At 51.9% G+C, this 19,034-nt stretch carries 23 protein-coding genes; 17 read left to right on the top strand and 6 right to left on the bottom strand.

The annotated features are described in order from the left end of the window. The first annotated feature begins 32 nt into the window (after window positions 1-32). The 12 genes from KNP80_RS13665 (at window position 33) to rlmH (ending at window position 13,120) form a co-directional block, all read left to right on the top strand. Entirely contained in the window at window positions 33-2,024 is a 1,992-nt protein-coding gene (locus tag KNP80_RS13665) for a DHH family phosphoesterase (protein ID WP_214834958.1), read from the top strand. Then, entirely contained in the window at window positions 2,021-2,464 is a 444-nt protein-coding gene (gene rplI / locus KNP80_RS13660; RefSeq protein ID WP_214718796.1) for a 50S ribosomal protein L9, read from the top strand. The genes KNP80_RS13665 and rplI overlap by 4 nt, the downstream gene beginning before the upstream one ends. Window positions 2,465-2,481: 17 nt before the next feature. Next, on the top strand, window positions 2,482-3,834 hold the full coding sequence (gene dnaB, locus KNP80_RS13655; protein WP_021067865.1) for a replicative DNA helicase: 1,353 nt from the start codon (window positions 2,482-2,484) through the stop codon (window positions 3,832-3,834). Window positions 3,835-4,071: 237 nt separating this feature from the next. After that, complete coding sequence (locus KNP80_RS13650; protein ID WP_021067866.1) at window positions 4,072-5,361, top strand: adenylosuccinate synthase; 1,290 nt, start codon at window positions 4,072-4,074, stop codon at window positions 5,359-5,361. A gap of 120 nt (window positions 5,362-5,481) precedes the next feature. Then, complete coding sequence (gene yycF / locus KNP80_RS13645) at window positions 5,482-6,192, top strand: response regulator YycF (protein ID WP_021067867.1); 711 nt, start codon at window positions 5,482-5,484, stop codon at window positions 6,190-6,192. A 3-nt stretch (window positions 6,193-6,195) separates the two neighbouring features. After that, window positions 6,196-8,037 carry a cell wall metabolism sensor histidine kinase WalK gene (walK, locus tag KNP80_RS13640; protein ID WP_214718794.1) on the top strand — a complete coding sequence of 614 codons (1,842 nt, stop codon included), beginning with the start codon at window positions 6,196-6,198 and terminating at the stop codon, window positions 8,035-8,037. Then, window positions 8,037-9,422 carry a two-component system activity regulator YycH gene (gene yycH / locus KNP80_RS13635; protein ID WP_214718792.1) on the top strand — a complete coding sequence of 462 codons (1,386 nt, stop codon included), beginning with the start codon at window positions 8,037-8,039 and terminating at the stop codon, window positions 9,420-9,422. The genes walK and yycH overlap by 1 nt, the downstream gene beginning before the upstream one ends. Further along, window positions 9,409-10,233, top strand: a complete 825-nt coding sequence (locus KNP80_RS13630) for a two-component system regulatory protein YycI (RefSeq protein WP_214718790.1) — start codon at window positions 9,409-9,411, stop codon at window positions 10,231-10,233. The genes yycH and KNP80_RS13630 overlap by 14 nt, the downstream gene beginning before the upstream one ends. Window positions 10,234-10,246: 13 nt before the next feature. Continuing rightward, window positions 10,247-11,038: an MBL fold metallo-hydrolase gene (locus KNP80_RS13625; RefSeq protein ID WP_214718789.1), complete on the top strand. Its 792-nt coding sequence runs from the start codon at window positions 10,247-10,249 to the stop codon at window positions 11,036-11,038. 51 nt (window positions 11,039-11,089) lie between these two features. After that, window positions 11,090-12,358 carry a S1C family serine protease gene (locus KNP80_RS13620; protein ID WP_214718787.1) on the top strand — a complete coding sequence of 423 codons (1,269 nt, stop codon included), beginning with the start codon at window positions 11,090-11,092 and terminating at the stop codon, window positions 12,356-12,358. A gap of 37 nt (window positions 12,359-12,395) precedes the next feature. Further along, a complete protein-coding gene (locus KNP80_RS13615; protein ID WP_021067873.1) occupies window positions 12,396-12,557 on the top strand; it encodes a CxxH/CxxC protein in 162 nt (53 codons plus the stop codon). 83 nt (window positions 12,558-12,640) lie between these two features. Beyond that, window positions 12,641-13,120, top strand: a complete 480-nt coding sequence (rlmH, locus tag KNP80_RS13610; RefSeq protein WP_029596433.1) for a 23S rRNA (pseudouridine(1915)-N(3))-methyltransferase RlmH — start codon at window positions 12,641-12,643, stop codon at window positions 13,118-13,120. Between the two features lie 36 nt (window positions 13,121-13,156). Here rlmH and KNP80_RS13605 read toward each other — a convergent pair whose 3' ends face one another. Continuing rightward, a complete protein-coding gene (locus tag KNP80_RS13605; protein WP_214718786.1) occupies window positions 13,157-13,480 on the bottom strand; it encodes a hypothetical protein in 324 nt (107 codons plus the stop codon). A gap of 75 nt (window positions 13,481-13,555) precedes the next feature. On the opposite strand from KNP80_RS13605, the gene KNP80_RS13600 reads away from it, so the two are divergent. Genes KNP80_RS13600 through KNP80_RS13590 form a run of 3 tightly spaced genes read left to right on the top strand, consistent with a single transcriptional unit; the run spans window position 13,556 to window position 15,807 of the window. Continuing rightward, window positions 13,556-14,341, top strand: coding sequence for a nucleotidyltransferase domain-containing protein (locus KNP80_RS13600; protein ID WP_214718784.1), 786 nt, complete (start codon window positions 13,556-13,558; stop codon window positions 14,339-14,341). Beyond that, a complete protein-coding gene (locus KNP80_RS13595; RefSeq protein WP_214718782.1) occupies window positions 14,338-15,063 on the top strand; it encodes an alpha/beta fold hydrolase in 726 nt (241 codons plus the stop codon). The genes KNP80_RS13600 and KNP80_RS13595 overlap by 4 nt, the downstream gene beginning before the upstream one ends. Before the next feature lie 27 nt (window positions 15,064-15,090). Beyond that, on the top strand, window positions 15,091-15,807 hold the full coding sequence (locus KNP80_RS13590) for a hypothetical protein (protein ID WP_214718780.1): 717 nt from the start codon (window positions 15,091-15,093) through the stop codon (window positions 15,805-15,807). 49 nt (window positions 15,808-15,856) lie between these two features. On the opposite strand, the gene KNP80_RS13585 is transcribed toward KNP80_RS13590, so the two are convergent. The 3 genes from KNP80_RS13585 to KNP80_RS13575 are packed head-to-tail and all read right to left on the bottom strand — an operon-like array spanning window position 15,857 to window position 17,068. Then, complete coding sequence (locus KNP80_RS13585; RefSeq protein ID WP_214834957.1) at window positions 15,857-16,228, bottom strand: VOC family protein; 372 nt, start codon at window positions 16,226-16,228, stop codon at window positions 15,857-15,859. Between the two features lie 56 nt (window positions 16,229-16,284). Next, window positions 16,285-16,548 carry a hypothetical protein gene (locus KNP80_RS13580; protein ID WP_214834956.1) on the bottom strand — a complete coding sequence of 88 codons (264 nt, stop codon included), beginning with the start codon at window positions 16,546-16,548 and terminating at the stop codon, window positions 16,285-16,287. A 1-nt stretch (window position 16,549) separates the two neighbouring features. Further along, on the bottom strand, window positions 16,550-17,068 hold the full coding sequence (locus KNP80_RS13575) for a hypothetical protein (protein ID WP_251130274.1): 519 nt from the start codon (window positions 17,066-17,068) through the stop codon (window positions 16,550-16,552). 105 nt (window positions 17,069-17,173) lie between these two features. On the opposite strand from KNP80_RS13575, the gene KNP80_RS13570 reads away from it, so the two are divergent. Together KNP80_RS13570 and KNP80_RS15945 are read left to right on the top strand one after the other, a co-directional pair. Beyond that, window positions 17,174-17,659: a peptide-methionine (S)-S-oxide reductase gene (locus tag KNP80_RS13570; RefSeq protein ID WP_214718777.1), complete on the top strand. Its 486-nt coding sequence runs from the start codon at window positions 17,174-17,176 to the stop codon at window positions 17,657-17,659. 88 nt (window positions 17,660-17,747) lie between these two features. Beyond that, entirely contained in the window at window positions 17,748-17,873 is a 126-nt protein-coding gene (locus KNP80_RS15945) for a hypothetical protein (RefSeq protein ID WP_285801280.1), read from the top strand. A gap of 58 nt (window positions 17,874-17,931) precedes the next feature. Here KNP80_RS15945 and KNP80_RS13565 read toward each other — a convergent pair whose 3' ends face one another. Both KNP80_RS13565 and KNP80_RS13560 read right to left on the bottom strand, forming a co-directional pair. Next, window positions 17,932-18,174 carry a hypothetical protein gene (locus KNP80_RS13565; protein ID WP_214718776.1) on the bottom strand — a complete coding sequence of 81 codons (243 nt, stop codon included), beginning with the start codon at window positions 18,172-18,174 and terminating at the stop codon, window positions 17,932-17,934. A gap of 19 nt (window positions 18,175-18,193) precedes the next feature. Continuing rightward, window positions 18,194-18,826 carry an HNH endonuclease family protein gene (locus tag KNP80_RS13560; RefSeq protein WP_214718775.1) on the bottom strand — a complete coding sequence of 211 codons (633 nt, stop codon included), beginning with the start codon at window positions 18,824-18,826 and terminating at the stop codon, window positions 18,194-18,196. Between the last annotated feature and the right edge of the window lie 208 nt (window positions 18,827-19,034).

Below are 19,034 nucleotides of genomic sequence, written 5' to 3'. Positions count from 1 at the left end.
GGGTGGAACACCACTCATTTTAGGAGGCACACATGTACAGTGGTGAAGCAATAACATCAGTGAAGAACCAGTACGCGCGTCACGCCGTTCCATATGTGATTGGACTGCTTGTCGCGTTAGGATTGGCGTTCTACAGCATTGTGGCGGCAATCACCCTGTTCGTGGGCACGCTGATTTTTTTCATCTATCAGCAAGTGACGATTCGACGAGAACGCAAGGCGTGGGAACAATACGTCCATTCTTTGTCGCATCGAATCGAAGACGTCGGGAAAGAAGCGCTCACCGGCATGCCGATTGGGATTCTCGTCTTTGACGAAACTCGTCGCATCAGCTGGTTCAATGAACAGTCTCGACTCATCTTTGAGCTCGAGATGGAACTCGGGATCTCGATCGATTCGATTCACTCGGCGTTCACCGAGTTGATTGAGGAAGAAGAGGACGAGGCGACCATCGAAGTCGGAGACCGCGTTTATCGGGTACTCTACAATAAGGAATATCAGACCCTTTACTTGTTCGACATGACGGATGAGGCAGAGATTGAACAAAAATACTCGGAAACGCAGACGGTGATCGGCGTCTTATACTTAGACAACTATGACGAGATGTCAACCGCTGTGGATGAACAGGTCCGGAGTGAAATCAATCGACGCGTGACCGTCCTCTTGAACCAATGGGCTCAAAAATACCACATCTATATGCGTCGAACGGCAGCCGATCGTTTCTTTCTCGTGATGAACGAACGGACGCTCTCCGAACTTGAGAACAATCGATTCTCGATTCTCGATGAGGTCCGTGAGGCGACGAAAGAGCATAAAATTCCGCTCACACTCTCCATCGGGATCGGTTGTGGGGAGACGACGCTGACGGAACTGGGGAACTTGTCGCAATCGAGCCTTGATTTAGGGCTCGGACGCGGCGGGGATCAAGTCGTCGTCAAACGTCATAACGGGAAAGTCCGCTTTTTCGGCGGCAAGACGAACCCGACCGAGAAACGGACCCGGGTTCGCGCCCGCGTCATCTCGAACTCGATGCGTGATTTGATTCGCGAGTCGAGCCGTGTCCTGATCATGGGGCATAAAAACCCGGATATGGACTCGCTTGGAGCATCCATCGGCATCATGAAACTGGCTGAATTTGTCGGACGTGAGGCGTACGTCGTCATCCCGGCCGGCGAGACGAGCGTTGGGATCCAACGTCTCGTCAATGAAGTCGAAAACGACGAAGAGCTGTATAGCCGTTTTTTGACCGAGTTCGAGGCTCAACCCCTCATCGACGAACAGACGCTCCTCGTCGTCGTCGATACGCACCGGCCGTCGCTCGTCATCTCGCGGGATATTCTAGACCGCGCGGAACGGGTCGTCGTCATCGACCACCATCGCCGTGGTGAAGAGTTCATTGAAGATCCGGTCCTCGTCTATATGGAGCCGTACGCATCCTCGACGTGCGAACTCGTAACGGAGTTGATCGAGTATCAGGCCGGTACGCGCAAGCTATCGATTTTAGAAGCGACGTCGCTCCTCGCAGGTATGGTGGTCGACACGAAAGGATTCACCTTGCGGACCGGGTCGCGGACGTTCGATGCCGCTTCCTTCCTTCGGATTCAAGGGGCAGACACCGTGCTCGTCCAGCACTTCATGCGGCAAGACCTCGATTCGTATATCGAACAGTCTCATATTCTCGAAAACACGGACATCTATTCCGACGGCATGGCGATCGCCGTCGCCTCGGACGATGAAGTGCACCATCAAGTGTTGATCGCCCAAGCCGCTGACCAGCTCCTTAATATGGAGGGCGTCAAAGCATCGTTCGTCATCGCCGTCTTACTCGACGGCCGAACCGGCATTAGTGCCCGTTCGCTCGGTGATGTCAACGTCCAAGTCATCATGGAGATGCTGGACGGGGGCGGTCATTTGACGAATGCGGCGACACAATTGAACGTGAGCCGGGAACAGGCGAAAACGTTATTACAAGAAGCGATTGATCATTATATGACAGATGAAACAGAGGGAGAGGATTCTGAATGAAAGTCATTTTAAAAGTAGATGTTAAAGGTCAAGGTAAAGCTGGTGACGTCAAAGACGTCGCGGACGCTTACGCGAAGAACGTACTCTTTAAAAAGAACTTGGCGGTCGAAGCGACACCGGGTAACTTGAAGGCGTTCGCCGCAAAAGAGCGACGCGCCGAAGAAGCGGCTGAAGCAGAATTGAAACAAGCCCAGCAGTTGAAGGACAAGCTTGAAAAAGAGACGATCGTCGTCAAGACGAAGTCAGGTGAGGGCGGTCGCGTCTTCGGATCGGTCACGAGCAAACAAATCGGTGAAGCGTTGAAAGGGATGGGCTACAAGATCGACAAGCGTAAAATCGAGCTCGAACACCCAATCAAAGCGCTCGGGTTTACGAAAGTGCCGGTGAAGTTGCACCACGACGTCACGGCTATGTTAAACGTTCATGTTCAAGAAGCGTGAAGGTGAGGTAGACACGTATGAGTGATGCGATTCAAGTCAATACCCCGCCACATAGCGTCGAAGCGGAACAAGCTGTCCTCGGGGCCGTCATTCTCGATTCCGATCGGCTGATCACGGCCTCGGAACGGGTCGACCCGGACGACTTTTATCGTGTCAGCCATCAACGGATCTTTGAGGCGATGCTGAAAATCAATGACCGGGGCGAACTCGTCGATTTGGTCACGCTCAGTTCGGAGCTTCAAGCCCAAGGTATTCTCGATGAGATCGGTGGATTGAACTATTTGGCGGAAATCGCCGAGGCGGTTCCAGCCATCGGGAACATCGGGTATTATTTGAACGTCGTCGATCAAAAGGCGGCACTCCGCCGCTTGATTCGGACTGCGACGAATATCGTCTCGGACGGCTATGAACGCCAAGACGAGGTCGATGCCGTCCTGTCAGACGCCGAGCGGAACATTTTAAAGGTCTCGCAACGAAAAGGGCAGTCAAGCTTCCATCCAATCGGCTCCGTCTTATCGGACGCCTACTCGACGATTGAAAAACTGCACCAATCGAGTGGCGAAATCACCGGTATCGCGACCGGGTTCAGCGATCTCGACAAGATGACGGCCGGTTTCCAACGCAACGACCTCATCATCGTCGCAGCCCGTCCTTCGGTTGGTAAAACCGCGTTTGCGCTGAATATCTCGCAAAACGTCGCCGTCCGTACCGGCGAGAACGTCGCCATCTTCAGTTTGGAGATGGGTGCCGAACAGCTCGTCATGCGGATGCTCTGTGCGGAAGGCAATATCGATGCCCAGCGTCTACGGACGGGACGGCTCGAGGCCGAGGACTGGGGACGGCTCTCGCTCGCCATGTCATCACTGTCACAAGCCGGGATCTATATCGATGATACGCCGGGTCTTCGCGTCAACGAGATTCGGGCCAAGTGCCGCCGCTTGAAACAAGAGCACGGCCTCGGCATGATCATGATTGACTACTTGCAGCTCATCGTCGGGAACGGCAAGCCGGGCGAGAACCGGCAGCAAGAAGTCTCGGAAATCTCGCGTACGCTCAAAGCGATCGCGCGTGAGCTTCAAGTGCCGGTCATCGCCTTGTCACAGCTCTCACGTGGTGTTGAGAGCCGTCAAGACAAGCGGCCGATGATGTCGGATATCCGGGAATCCGGGGCGATTGAGCAAGATGCCGATATCGTCGCGTTCTTGTACCGGGATGACTATTACGATAAAGAGAGTGAAGACGCCAACACGATCGAGATCATCATCGCCAAGCAGCGTAACGGTCCGACGGGGACGGTCAAACTCTCATTCCGAAAAGAATACAATAAATTCGTCAACATGGAGACGCAAGCCTTTGCGCCGCCGATGTAGGACGAATGATTCTGCCAAAGGCGACGTCTCATGACGTCGTCTTTTTTGGTCGGTCTTTAGACCTAAACGTATCTTGAATTTAAAGAATTCCATCATCGAACGAGAAATGACACGTCAATAACGAACGAAAGGTTACAACTTAAAAATATCGTTCGGTATTAGGTTGACTTTCAACAAGAGCAAGTGTACACTTACGGATGGTTTGAATAGAACGTTTATCTACAAGGAGGATTCATTATGTCATCAGTAGTCGTAGTGGGAACGCAGTGGGGCGATGAAGGTAAAGGAAAAATCACGGACTTCTTATCGAAGCAGGCCGAGGTCGTCGCGCGTTATCAAGGGGGAGACAACGCTGGTCATACGATCGTCTTCAACGATACGAAGTATAAACTTCACTTGATTCCATCGGGGATCTTCTACTCGGACAAAACATGTGTCATCGGGAACGGGATGGTCGTCAATCCGAAATCGCTCGTCACGGAGCTCGCGTATTTGCACGAGCGCGGTGTGAGCACGGATAACCTCCGCATCTCGAACCGGGCCCACGTCATCTTGCCGTATCACCAGTTGCAGGACAAGCTCGAAGAGGACGCGAAAGGCGACGCCAAAGTCGGGACGACACTCAAAGGAATCGGTCCTTGCTACATGGACAAAGCGGCGCGCATCGGGATTCGCATCGCCGACTTGCTCGACAAAGAAGTGTTCGCCGAGAAGCTCAAGACGGTCCTCGCGATTAAAAACCGCATGTTCGTGAAGATGTACGAAGTCGATGCGATCGAATTCGATGACATCTTCGAAGAATACTATGCGTACGGCCAACAGTTTGCCAAGTACGTATGTGATACATCGGTCGTGTTGAACAACGCGCTCGACGAAGAACAGAAAGTGCTCTTCGAAGGCGCACAAGGTGTATTGCTAGACATCGACCACGGAACGTACCCGTTCGTCACATCATCGAACGCGGCTTCAGGCGGCGTATCGAGCGGTGCCGGTATCGGTCCATCGAAGATCCATCACGTCGTCGGCGTCTGTAAGGCGTACACGTCACGCGTCGGAGACGGCCCGTTCCCGACCCAGCTTGACGATGAGATCGGTCACACGATCCGTGAAGTCGGAAAAGAGTACGGTACGACGACAGGACGTCCGCGTCGCGTCGGTTGGTTCGACTCGGTTGTCGTCCGCCACTCGCGCCGCGTCAGCGGAATCACAGACCTTTGCCTCAACTCGATTGACGTGTTGACAGGTCTTGAGACGCTCAAGATTTGTACGGCTTATGAGTTCGAAGGCAAGCTCCTCGACGAGTACCCACCGAACTTCCGCGTGCTCGAACAGTGCAAGCCGGTGTTCGAAGAGCTCCCAGGCTGGACAGAAGACATCACAGGCATCCGCAAGTTCGAAGACTTGCCGGTGAACGCACAGAACTACGTCAAGCGCATCGAAGCGTTGACGGGTATCGAATTGTTGACGTTCTCGGTCGGACCGGCACGTGAGCAGACGGTCATTTTGCGTGACATTTACGAAGCATAAGACAGAGAGCCCTCGTGGCTCTCTTTTCATTTCCACGGAAATGGACCACGCTTTCTAACCTATAGAAAAAGAGTTACAATGTAGACATGTACGTTTAACGATAAGAGGAGGACTCACTGAATGGATCGTACGATTTTAGTGGTAGATGACGAACAACCAATTGCAGATATATTGAAGTTTAAGCTTGAAAAAGAAGGATACCAAGTCCACGTCGCATATGACGGGGAAGAGGCGCTCGTGAAAGTCGAAGAAGTCAAACCGGATTTGATTTTGCTCGACATCATGCTGCCGCTTAAAGACGGCATGGAAGTGTGCCGTGAAGTCCGTAAGAAGTACGACATGCCAATCATCATGTTGACGGCGAAAGACTCTGAGATCGATAAAGTGCTCGGACTTGAGCTCGGTGCCGACGATTACGTCACAAAGCCGTTCAGCTCACGCGAGCTTTTGGCCCGCGTCAAGGCGAACATGCGCCGTCACGCAACGGCTCCGGCCCCAGAGACGAAAGGTGCCAATGACAACGATATCGTGATCGGTGATTTGACGATTCATCCGGATTCGTACATGGTCACGAAACGGGAAGAGAAAATCGAATTGACACACCGTGAGTTCGAGCTCATCCATTACCTCGCCCAAAACATCGGGCAAGTCATGACGCGGGAGCATTTGCTCCAGACGGTGTGGGGCTATGACTACTTCGGCGATGTCCGTACGGTCGACGTGACAGTCCGCCGGTTGCGTGAGAAAGTCGAAGACAATCCATCGACGCCGACGTATATCATCACGCGCCGTGGTGTCGGGTACTATTTAAAAGCAGGGGAAGAAGACTAAACGATGAAACGGACGAACTTCTTTAAATCTATCCAGTGGAAGCTCGTCGTCATCTATGCGCTGCTCATTCTTGTTGCGATGCAAGTCATCGGAGTGTACTTCGTACGCTCCCTCGAACGACAATACATCAACAACTTCTCGCAGTCGCTCGTCGATCGAGCCAACCTTCTGAGCTATAACGTCAGTGAAGGAATCGCATCGAACGGTGGTGACTCGACCTCGGACCAGCAGTTGAACCAGGTACTGGATCAACTGCTGTCTGAGTTTACGGAGAGCACGACGCTAGCTGACGACATTCGCGAAGTCCAGATTATCGACACGAACAGTGTCGTCCGGGCGACGTCGAACCCGAACAACCAGAGTCTCGTCGGACAACGGACGGCGAACTCGTTCATTCAAAAATCATTCGCGACGAGCGGGGCGCAAGAGACGCTCGTCTATGAAGACTCGAACGAACGCATGCGCGTCGTCGCCGTTCCGGTCAAATCAGAAGTCGATGGGACGACGACCGGTATGATTTATATCGAGGCGTCGATGCAGTCTATCTACAATCAGATGGAACAAGTGACCCGGATCCTCGCGACCGGGACGCTCATCGCCCTCATCATCACGTCGATTCTTGGGATTTTGCTGTCACGGACGATTACGCGACCGATTGCGGATATGCGTCGACAAGCCGTCGAGATGCGAAAAGGGAACTTCTCGCGGAAAGTTAAAGTCTATTCCGATGACGAGGTCGGTCAACTCGCCTACGCCTTCAACGAATTGACCGATGAGCTGATGGAAGCGAATGCCACGACCGAGGCCGAGCGACGCCGTTTGACGAGCGTCCTCGAGAATATGTCGGACGGGGTCGTCGCGACGGACCGCTCGCTCCGGGTCATCTTGATGAACGACCAGGCCCGTGACATGATTGGGCTCGCCGAAGAAGAGGCGATGGGTGCGAACCTACAGAACCTGCTCGAGTTTGACGATGAGATCGTCATCCCGGAAGACGGGACGATGCCGCCGAAACTGATCGACCTCAGTACGGACGAAGAGCTGTTCCTCGTCCGCGCCTACTTCTCGCCGATTCAAAAGCATAGCGGACCGATCACCGGTCTGATCGTCGTCTTGCACGACGTGACCGAGCAAGAACAAGTCGAGCAAGACCGCCGTGAGTTCGTCGCGAACGTCAGCCACGAGCTGCGGACGCCGCTCACGACGATGCGGAGTTACCTCGAAGTGCTCGCGGAAGGCGCATATAAGGACGACGAGCTTGCCCCGCGCTTCCTCGAGACGACACAAAACGAGACGGAGCGGATGATTCGCCTCGTCAACGACTTGTTGCAACTGTCGAAGATGGACAGCAAAGAGTATACGATGCAAAAAGTGAAGTTCGATTTTATCCAGTTCTTTAACGACATCATCGAGCGACATGAGATGACGAAAGGTGAGACGATTCAGTTCCGCCGTAAGCTCATGAAGCGTCGCGTATACGTCCATGCCGATCAAGACAAGATGACGCAGGTCATCGATAACATCATCACGAACGCCGTCAAGTTCTCGCCGGAAGGCGGGACGATCACGTTCCGGACAATGCTCCGTGCCAAACGGCTCGTCATCGGCATTAAAGATGAAGGAGTCGGTATCCCGAAATCAAACTTGAAAAAAATCTTTGAACGGTTCTATCGGGTCGACAAAGCCCGGGCCCGCAATATCGGCGGGACCGGACTCGGTCTATCAATCGCCAAAGAAGTCGTTTCCGCCCATGGCGGCGACATCTGGGCCGAGAGTGAGTTCGGACGTGGGACGACGATTTACTTCACCATCCCGTTCGATACGATCGTGGAGGTGAATGACTGATGGAACGACCACGCTTCTTGGCGAAGCCAGAACTAGTGAAATCGCTCGTCTTGCTCACCTTGATCGTCACGTCCATCGTCCAAACGGTCATCCTCTGGGATTACCATCCGAAGTATCAGTCGGTCCAATCGGAGACGCAAGTCGCGACGGTGGATGAGTCGTTGCAGCGCCAGGCGCGTCAAGTCATTGTGCCGGCCCAAACGGTCGTCCATGAGAACAACGCCGTCTTTGCAACGAAGAACACGCCGAAGCAGATTATGCGCGTCATCCGTGAATCGTTCGAAGCGAGCGAATTCAAACCACTCGCCGTCAAGAACGTCCCGAGTTTGTATGCGGGCGTCGACGAGGCCGTCGAACTGATTTTACCGGAAGCGTATTATGCGGACACGCTCAGCTACATGCTCCCGGGCTCGTACAGCCTGTCCGGGAAAGTGCCGCAACGCGCCCTCATCTTCATGGGGGACGACACGTGGCGTATCCGTACCATCATGAGCGACCAGTCGCTCTGGGAAGGCCGCTTGTCGAAAGTCGGACAAGGGGACGTCAACAGCCTGTTCTTGAAAGATTCGGACCGGGCGATGCGACGTGTCACGTATACGGATGAACGCGTCAACTATATCCCGGTCGTCGGACCGGAGATGAATGAGCTGTTCGCCTATGACGTGTCTCAAATTCAAATCTCGGCACGCCTCGACTGGATGCGCGATACGTTCTTCCCGGGTGACCCGAACGTGCAGGAAGTCGATCCGGCCAGCTCCGTCGGCGCCCTCACGAACGGGATTAGCGTCGCCGAATACGATGCGAACCTGAACGCGAGCCGCTACCGTAACTTGTCGCGCAATAGCACGGAACAAGAGTCGGTCATCGGGCTCGACACGATCGTCGAGTTCGTCAACTTCCACGGAGGTTGGGTCGATGAGACGTCGGAGAGCCAAGGGTTGTCGCTTCGCTTCGATGCGATTACCCCGGCCAATCAAGGGTTTGAGACGACCGTGTTCCGGTTTCACGTGAACGGTTTCCCGGTGTTCAGTCAACGGGAGGCGTTCATCAACAACGACGCCGTCGATTTGTCGACGCTGCGTGTCGAGAACGACGGGACGCAAGTCCGCTCGATCACCCGGCACCATCTCGAAATCGATCGTTTGATCTCGGTCGGGACGACGCAGCTCGCGGATGGACAAGATGTGGTCGATACGCTCGTCAACGCAGGACGATTTGAAAACGTGACTGAGATTCGTCTCGGCTATGAGATTGAATACAATGAAGACACGAGCCGTTACGTCACGTTCTCCCCGAACTGGTTCGTTCGGGAAGCCGGAAGATGGATTCCATTCGATCAACCGGAGGACTGGACAGAAAGGATGATGTATCGTGGACTGGAGTAAAGCGAAAACGATTCTCCTCTTCGCCTTCCTCGCGCTGAACATCTACCTGTTGTTCCAGCTCTTGGCGGAAACGTGGGCGACGGAGGTCGTGACGAACGACAATACGTCCATCGCGCAAATCTTGGACCAACGCAACGTCGATGCGTCGAAGTTGCCACGGATGGGTCGGGACATCGGCTATTTGACGGGATCGTCGGAACAGATGTCGGCCTCGATGATCACGCAGAATCGGGAAGCACAACTGGCGACGACACTCGACAACATGCAACTCGAAGTCGAGCTCAAGCAACCCGTCCCGCTCGATCAAAACGATTTGCGGACGACCGCGGCGACGTTCGTCTCAGAGTACGTCCCGTTCGGTTCCGAATATGCGTACTGGCGATATGACGCCGAGACGCGTCAAGTCGCTTTCGTGCAGACGTATGAAAATAATAAAATTTTCTCGAACCCCGAAATCAACGGGGAGACGGAACAGTACATCGGTCCGTCGCTTTTATTGCTTCAACTGAACGAAGCGTTCGAAGTGACCGACTATAAACAACGTCATTTGACGAACTTGACCTCGAAGTCGCAAGACGACCTCGTTTTGACGGCGAGTGAGGCGATCTCGCAACTCGCGGCCCGGAAGTACTTCCAGCCGAATCAAGAGATGCGGGCCATCAATACGGGCTTCTATAGCCTGCCGCTCGACAGTACCGGCAGTTTGATTATCATGCCGCCGCTCTGGTCGATCACGATTGACGAGTCTGTCTATTTCGTCAATGCGATCGACGGGACTGTCGAACGGGTCGAATTTGATTCAGAAGAATGAAAGGAGTGATCGAGTGACTTTACGCTATAGTGTGCTTGCGAGCGGTTCGACCGGGAACGCCCTCTACATTGAGACGGAACGGGCGAAATTGCTCGTCGATGCCGGATTGACCGGGAAGGCGATGCAACAACGCATCACCGAGATCGGCCGGTCGTTTGACGGGATCGATGCACTGCTCGTCACGCATGAGCACTCCGACCATATTAAAGGTGTCGGGATTCTCGCTCGAAAATATAATTTACCGATTTACGCGAACGCGAAGACGTGGGACGCGATGGAATCCTTGATTGGGAAAATCGACCCGGCTTTGAAGTTTCACTTCGAGGTGGGGGAGATTAAACAGTTCGGGGATATCGAGATTGAGTCGTTCAACGTCAGCCATGATGCGGCCGACCCGATGTTCTACCATTTCGCCCATGACGGACGACGCCTCGCCCATATCACCGACACGGGTTATGTGTCCGATCGGATGAAAGGTGTCATCCGTGGGGCCGATGATTTCATTTTCGAGTCGAACCACGACGTCTCGATGCTCCAGATGGGTCGTTACCCGTGGAGCGTCAAGCGCCGGATTCTCGGGGACTACGGTCACGTCTCGAACGAAGACGCGGCCATCGCGATGAGCGAGGTCATTGGGGATCAGACGAAACGGATTTATTTGGCTCACCTCAGTAAAGATAACAACATGAAAGAACTCGCTCAAATGAGCGTCTCGCAAACACTCGGGACGCGTGATGTCGACCTCGGTCGCATCAAATTGTGCGATACCGACCCATCGACCCCCACTTCGCTCGTTTCTTTATAAGCGAACTTGGGAAAAGACAGATAACACACTGTCTTGAAAGGGGGACGCGTCGTGAATGAAGAGAGACACCATGAGTATGAACCTCAAGACGTCGAACCTTTAGAGCACGAAGCAGATACAATGAACGATGTAAAACCGACGTACCCATCTCGTAGCGAGTGGCGCCCGAAGCAAGAAGAACATGTGCGCCATAAGCCGCGAGTGAATTTAAAACCGTTGTTACTCGGAGGGGTTGGCGGATTCTTAGGAGCGGCTTTGTTCTTTTTGGCGATGATGCTCTGGGATTCCCCAACCTCTCGTTTTGTGACGAATGAACTGATTCGGACGGAACAAGCCGTAACCGTCACGGAATCCGACATCACGAGCGCTGTGACGGGCGCTAAGACGTCCGTCGTCAGTATTACGAACATCCAGCGGGCGTTCACGTCGGACTCGCAGTGGGAGGCCGGAGCGGGCTCTGGTGTCATCTATAAGGTCGACGGCGACACGGCGTATATCGTCACGAACTTCCACGTCATCGAAGAAGCGGATGAGATCAACGTCGCGTTTTCTGACGGACAAGTCGCGTCGGCGACGATTCTCGGAGAAGACCCGCTCAACGATTTGGCCGTCGCATCGGTCAAACTGCCGGCCAATATCGACGTCGCCCCGATTGCACTCGGGGACTCGACCGTGCTCCAGGCAGGCGAGACCGTCATGGCGATTGGGAATCCGCTCGGCGTCTTTTCAAACTCGGTCACCCGTGGTATCGTCAGTGGTGTCGAACGCACCGTGCCGGTCGATACGAACAGTGACGGCCTCATGGATTATAACGCCGAGGTCATCCAGACCGATGCAGCCATCAATCCGGGTAACTCCGGCGGGGCACTCATCAACATCCGCGGCGAGCTCGTCGGCATTAACTCGATGAAAATCGCCGAGGCGAGCGTCGAAGGGGTCGGCTTCTCGATTCCTGTCAACGTCGCGTTGCCGGTCATCGATATGCTCGAGCGTGATGGGGAAGTGACGCGTGCCCAGCTCGGTGTCACGATTCAAGAAGTCATCGCCGTACCGGGTAACGTCCGGGAAGAGTATGGGATTAGTTTTGACAACGAAGACGGGGTGTTCGTCGAGGCAATCACGCCCGGCAGTCCAGCCGAAGAGGCGGGCCTCCGCGTCGGTGACGTCATCGTCAAAATCGGCGACCGTGACATCAAACGTTACGTCGATTTGCGAGACGCCCTGTACCGAGACGCCACGGTTGGGGATAAGGTCACGATTGAATATACGCGACGCGGCAAGGGAAGCAAGACCGTGGCCACATTAACTGAAGCAACCTAAAGGAGCGGCGACGCTTCTTTTTTAAGGAGGAAACATTGTGGAAAAAAAAGTATGCAAGGAACATGTTGAAATCGCTTTAGATATCATTGTCGATGAGACGGGGGAATACCCGTTGCTCGAAGAACTATCCACAAGTGGACAAGTGACATGTGAGTTCTGTGATGCCGACGCAACATATGTTGTGTCAAGCAAAAAATGATTATCAACATGTGGATTTGTGGATAACTCTGTGGATAACCCTATGGATAACTCCAAAAAAACTGTGGAAAAAGGAAGAATTGGATGAATATTTCAATTATCACGGTCGGCAAACTAAAAGAGAAGTATTTGAAACTAGGGATTGCCGAGTACACAAAACGCCTGTCGGCCTATGCGAAAGTGCAGGAAATCGAGGTCGCAGACGAGAAAGCGCCCGAGCACTTGAGTGAAGCAGACATGATTCTAGTAAAACAAAAAGAAGGCGAGCGAATTTTGGCGAAAATCAGTCCAGACACGCATGTGATTGCCTTGGCCATCGACGCCAAACAGCGGACGAGCGAAGAGTTCGCCCGTGAGCTCGATCAACTCGCGACGTACGGCAAGAGCAAAATCGCGTTCGTCATCGGTGGCTCGCTCGGTTTGTCGGACGATGTCATGAAACGCTCGGATGATACAATCTCCTTCTCGAAGATGACGTTCCCGCATCAATTGATGAAGCTCGTCTTGTGCGAACAGATTTATCGGGCGTATCGGATCAACAGGAATGAGCCTTACCATAAATAAATGAAGTCTAATAAAAGGTTGATGAGCGCTGGCCCATCAACCTTTTATGTTCGTCTCAAAAATACGAATATTTTTTAGTTGTTCAATCAATTGTTCTCTCGTTACCGCACCATCGAATTGAAATTGCTTTGGGTAATATTCAGTCTGAAAAATTGGAGCTCCGCTCTCAATCCATGCCTCTCGATAATTAGTATGTGTCTCTTCCCGTTGCATAAACAACCCTTCTTCAATTTCTACGTCATCATCATCTCCGAATTGAAATCGACAACATAAACAAATTTCAAATGAAGGATCGTTAAATTCGTTGTAAGCAGGTTCATCTAATCCATCGAATCCACAGACGGGGCAGATATAGGTCATTGACTCATCTCCATTTCCGCTATAATCATACATAAATAAACAATTAACGTCTAAATTACAAAGGAGATTTCTTTAATGCATACAATAATCCAGCAAAAACTAATAGAGATTGAAGCGAAGTACGATGTAAAAATTCTATATGCGGTTGAATCTGGTAGCCGAGCCTGGGGATTCCCTTCAAAAGATAGCGATTATGATGTTCGATTTATCTACATTCATCTTCCTGAGTGGTATTTAGCCATCGATCCTCAAGGCATTGGACAAAAACGTGATGTAATTGAAGAGCCGATTAACGATTTATTAGACATCAGTGGTTGGGAAGTCACGAAAGCATTGCGTCTATTTAGAAAGAACAATCCCCCTCTCTTGGAATGGCTCAGAAGTGAAATTGTTTACTATCAACAGTATACGCTTATAGATAATATGCGAGCGCTAGAATCAGATGTGTTTTATCCGAACTCGATGTTACATCATTACTTAAATATGGCTAAAAATAACTACCGTGAATATTTGCAAGGACGGGAAGTCCGCATCAAAAAATATTTTTACGTGCTTCGTCCGATTTTAGCTTGTCAGTGGATTGAAAAATACAATACGGCACCCCCGATTAGTTTTCATGTCCTTTTAGAGGATTCATTAAAAGATGGTGAATTAAAGCATTCGATTGATCGATTATTAGAGAGGAAGTTGGCAGGAGACGAGTTTGACTTAGAACCACGGATTGCCGTCATTAACGAATTTGTAGAACGAGAAATTCAACGTTTTGAAGTATATGTGGAATCGCTGGACGTTCAAGTAAATGATCCAACGGCACAATTAAACGAGTTATTTCGACATACGTTGCAAGAGGTTTGGGGATGAAACATCAATGCGTGCAGGGCGACACATCAAAATTATACACCAAATCAATTCAACACGATTCCGCAAACGTGACGGTCGTCATGGACGCTGGATACGGAGATGATTCAACGGCTTGGAGCCCATTGGTGGCTGATATTTCGAAGCTAGCTAACGTCTTCTTGTATGATCGAGCTGGCCTTGGGCAAAGTGAAACCAGCGCGAACCCACGAACGAGTCGAAACATGATTCAAGAACTGAGACAGTTACTGACGGAAACCAATACAAAACCTCCTTACTTCCTCGTCGGTCATTCTTTTGGCGGGGTGAACATGCAGCTTTTCGCAGCTGCCTATGAAGAAGACGTCAGCGGGTTGATTTTAGTAGATGTCACTCCGAAAGACTATCGTGAGCGATTCCTGCCGACGATGTCACAAGACTTTCAACATGCCTACCATCAGCAATTCGTCCGCGAAGGGAACTACGAGGAGTTCATGGAAAGTTTGAAACAATTAAAAGAGACGGAACTGGCATTACAGATTCCGGTCATCGTCATCGGAGCCGGCAAGAAGGACCACTACTCCAGTGAATCGCAACGATTATGGAACGATATGCAGAAAGAACTCACGCAAATCTCGTCAAATTCCGAATTCGTCCTTGCCGAAGCGAGCGCCCATTACATCCAGCGAGATGAGCCGGAAGTCATCTTGGCCGCCATCAAACGATTGATTGAACGATTCAAATGATTTCCCGAGACCGGCCATCGAACAGCGATGGCCGTTTTTTTCAATGAGCAACCCGATTATCCGATGTCGAGCCAGACGATTGAGTATGACTGGAAGATGTTGAAGCAGTTTGATGAACATCTGCGTCCGGGTGGGGTCGTCATCGTCTCACTCTCGCAAATCACGTTCAGCAATGCGGAGATTGGCCGGAAAGAAAATTATTATCAGGTGTTGGACCGGGAAGACATCGAACCGGTCAGCACGTTCGATTACTATACGTACACGTCGATTCCCGCGTTGAACAGTGGGAGCGTCTATACGGCGCTGTCGCGAGACATTCGTGATTTAAGGTGGGAGTCGCACGAACTGTGGGTGAATAACGGCAAGAACTATTCGGAACGAAAATACGAGATGGTCGAAGCCCAGTATAAACAAGCTGTGGAGAATCGTGACATCGAGCAGAATATGGAACGCGTGACAGACATCGTCACGTATTGTCAGACGAAAGGCTATCGCGTCGTCTTGGCGATGGAGCCGGTCCACGCGTCTTACAACGCCTGTTTTGATGAAGCGGTCATGGACCGACTCGTCCATCAACATTTGGCCTCGCTCGAGTTGGACGTCCCGTTCCTGAACTACATGACTGACGAACGGTTTATCCATCAGCGCGAGTACTTTCATAATCCGGACCATTTGAACGGGAAAGGGAGAACGCTCCTATCGTCTCTCGTCTATGAGGATTTGAAACGGCTCGGCTATCTATAAGAAAAGGAAATCTACAATCGCGTAGATTTCCTTTTTGTATGTTCGCGCATCACGTTCGAAGCTCGCTCATCAACGCATGCGTATTGCCCTCCGAGTCCTTGAAGAAAGCCATCCACGTCTCGAGGTTCTCCATTTTCGCGACGAGATGCGGCTCGTCGATAAACTGAACGCCTTTCGCCAAAAGCTGTTCATACGCCTCAGTGAGATTGTTCACTTGGAGATACAGCACGGAGCTCGCTTTGGCAAAGTCTTCATTCTCAGGACGCGACAACATGAGCCGTACACTGCTGCATTCTAAAAAGGCGAGCTGGCCAGCTTGGAACAGGAGCGGAATTTCAAGTGTGTCCCGGTAGAAACGGACCGCGCGATCCAAGTCGTGCACCGGCACGTAGATTTGTCTGATTTGCTGAATAAGATTCAACCGATATCCCTCCTAAACATAGCGTCTGTTACGTGTGTGGTGCATGTATTCCTTGTTTAACGCGTTTGGCGAATCCGTTGGACCGTCAACATTCCTAGCGCCAGGACGATGGCGAGGCCGATCCATGTGAAGACGTAGATGAACGGGGACCCGGTCGTCCCGATGGCCACCTCGTTGTGAAACGTGGTGACGTTGCCCGCCTCGGCGATGATATCAGGTTCATAATTGAGTGTGCGGATGAATCCGACCCCGAACGTGGCGACGAAATACAACAGGTGAAGCGCGGTCGAGAGGAGCATCGCGCGTTTCGTGATCTTCAAGTCAATCTTCCTTTCCATGTTTCGCTTGCTGGTGCAGCAAAATTTTTACTTCCATTTGTTCGTGTAGTTTGGTGACGATCCCGTCTGGATGCGGAGAAATCGCGAGTTGAACATGAACCGGGAACATGGTCCATAAATCGGTCGGATAAGACGAGCCGTCACGCGGCAACCGATGACCTTGAATCGTAAATGATTCGTCATCGTCGTCAAGGTATAATACAAGGGGGACGGACATGCCCGAACCTTGCTCGAAGCGATCACCTTCTTGCACGTACTCTTGGATGAGCGCCCAGACGTACACTTCATGTTTCGTCGTATTCGTGTCGAGTATTTGATATGACGTCCACACGTCACCGCCGAAGTTCGGTTCCATCACTTCGGTCGACAAATAGCGTTCCATCTCTTGATGATCAACCGAAACGGACTGACTCATCGAGACAAACGACTCTCCCGTCGTGACAGAATATATGGTTGCGACGATGGTGATGGTCCAAAAAGTGGTCCACATGAGTTTTTTCAATGTAAGTCCCCCGTAGCTGTTCACCGATAAAAGATATGAGTTTATCGTAGCGCATTTCTACCGAATCGTGGGAATTATTGACTAAAATTTTAAGGGGATGATTGGATGCAAACGGTATATATAGCGGGAGGATGCCTCTGGGGCGTCCAAGCGTTCATCAAGACGTTACCCGGTGTCATCGAAACGGAGGCCGGACGGGCGAACGGGACGACGGATACGCTTAACGGACCATATGACGGTTACGCCGAATGCGTCAAAACGACGTTCGATTCGAGCATCGTCACGATGGAGGATTGGATGCACTACTTGTTCGAAATCATCGACCCGTATAGCGTCAATCGCCAAGGCGAGGATGTCGGTGAAAAGTATCGGACCGGCGTCTATAGTACAGACCCGCGCCATTTGGAAGCCGCGCGCACGTTTATCGACAGTCGCAGCGACGCGGACCGAATCGCGGTCGAGGTGTGTCCGCTCACGAACTACGTCCGGAGCGCGGACGAGCATCAAGACCGGCTCGCGCGATGCCCGGACGATTACTGCCACATCCCGCAAGCACTGCTCGAGAAATATAAGCGGGCCGCGCATAAATAGAGATGTTGAATCGGGCAGTAACGAAAAAATAAACCTAGCTTATGTGATGGTGCGGCAGATGATATAGTGGTCAAGGTAAACCATAATCATGTCATCACGGAGGACCATTATGTTCACACTCGGCATCATCGGTGGCGCCAGTTTGCTGTTGGCTGGAATCGTGATCGGGGTTAGTTTCCTTATCATTCGTGCCATCGTCAAACTGGTGAAGTAAGCACGTAACAAAAAAGGAGTCTCGTCACCAGAACTAGGTGTCGAGGCTCCTTTCTACATTACGCCCGCTCGAGGACGTTCACGATCAGTTGATGCACGACCTCATGGTCGCGCACGTCATGCAGTTTGTAGTCTTTCCCGGGTAATGTGTACCATTCGGCCGCCCCGACGTATGTGATGGCGAGCTCGAGCGTGCCGTCTGCCTGGCATGTCGTCCGTAATTCAAGATCTCCACTGATGACGCCGACTTCCTCGGTCATGACACCGTGGGATGCTTTAAATACTGAAGATTGCTGGTTCATCGTGAACTCCTTTCAAAACTTAATAGCTGCAGGCGTTGATGGCCGTTTGCAAGGCCGTCTTTTCTGTCGATTGGAGGCTGAGGCCCCAACGGCTCTTCGTCTCAACCCACATCTTCGCATAGGCACAGCGTGCACCGGTACGTGGCGGTTGCCATGTCGACGGATCTTGGTCCCCTTTTGAACGGTTTGAGCTGGCCGAGACGGCGATGAGCTGAGGCCCGTTCAAATCATTTGCGAAGCTTTGACGTTTCGTTGTCGTCCAGCTGCTTGCCCCTGAACGCCACGCTTCAGCCAATGGGACGACGTGATCGATATCGATGTCAGACGGCGACGTGAACATGATGCCGTCATAGTAACTGTACCACTTACCGGTCGTGACCGGACACTCGTCGACGACCGAGTCGGCGTCGCGTTTCAAGACGACGTGACGCGTGTTACACCCGTTCCCTTGGCTACTCCAATGCGGGAACAAGTCACGGCTATAACCGGTCATCGATCCTTCTGTCTTCACCGTCAACGCGTTCAATTTAGACAGCGCGGTCGATTTCGACGGGATGCCAGGCGGGAGCGCCGAAGCGGTCGGGGTCGTGAGATGGAGCGATGTAGCGACTAAGATGATGGCGAACAACGAACTGATGCATTTTTTGAACATGTTTGTGCCTCCTAAGTATGTATGACGACGGAACGACTTGCATCGTAAACGCACGATGCACATCGACTATACATGGCAAGGATGTGAGAAATACGCAAATTTACAAAAAATGAATCTAACGATTATAAAAGTTGAGGTCAGGGACATGATACATGACATCAGACGTCCCGGCTTTAGCACTACTGACATACGCGTCAGCATCAACTAT

Source organism: Exiguobacterium sp. E4787, from assembly GCF_018618375.1.
GTDB classification, from domain to species: Bacteria; Bacillota; Bacilli; order Exiguobacteriales; family Exiguobacteriaceae; genus Exiguobacterium; species Exiguobacterium chiriqhucha.
The sequence above is the reverse complement of the archived record's forward strand: the minus strand, read 5'-3'. Positions and strand labels throughout refer to the sequence as shown.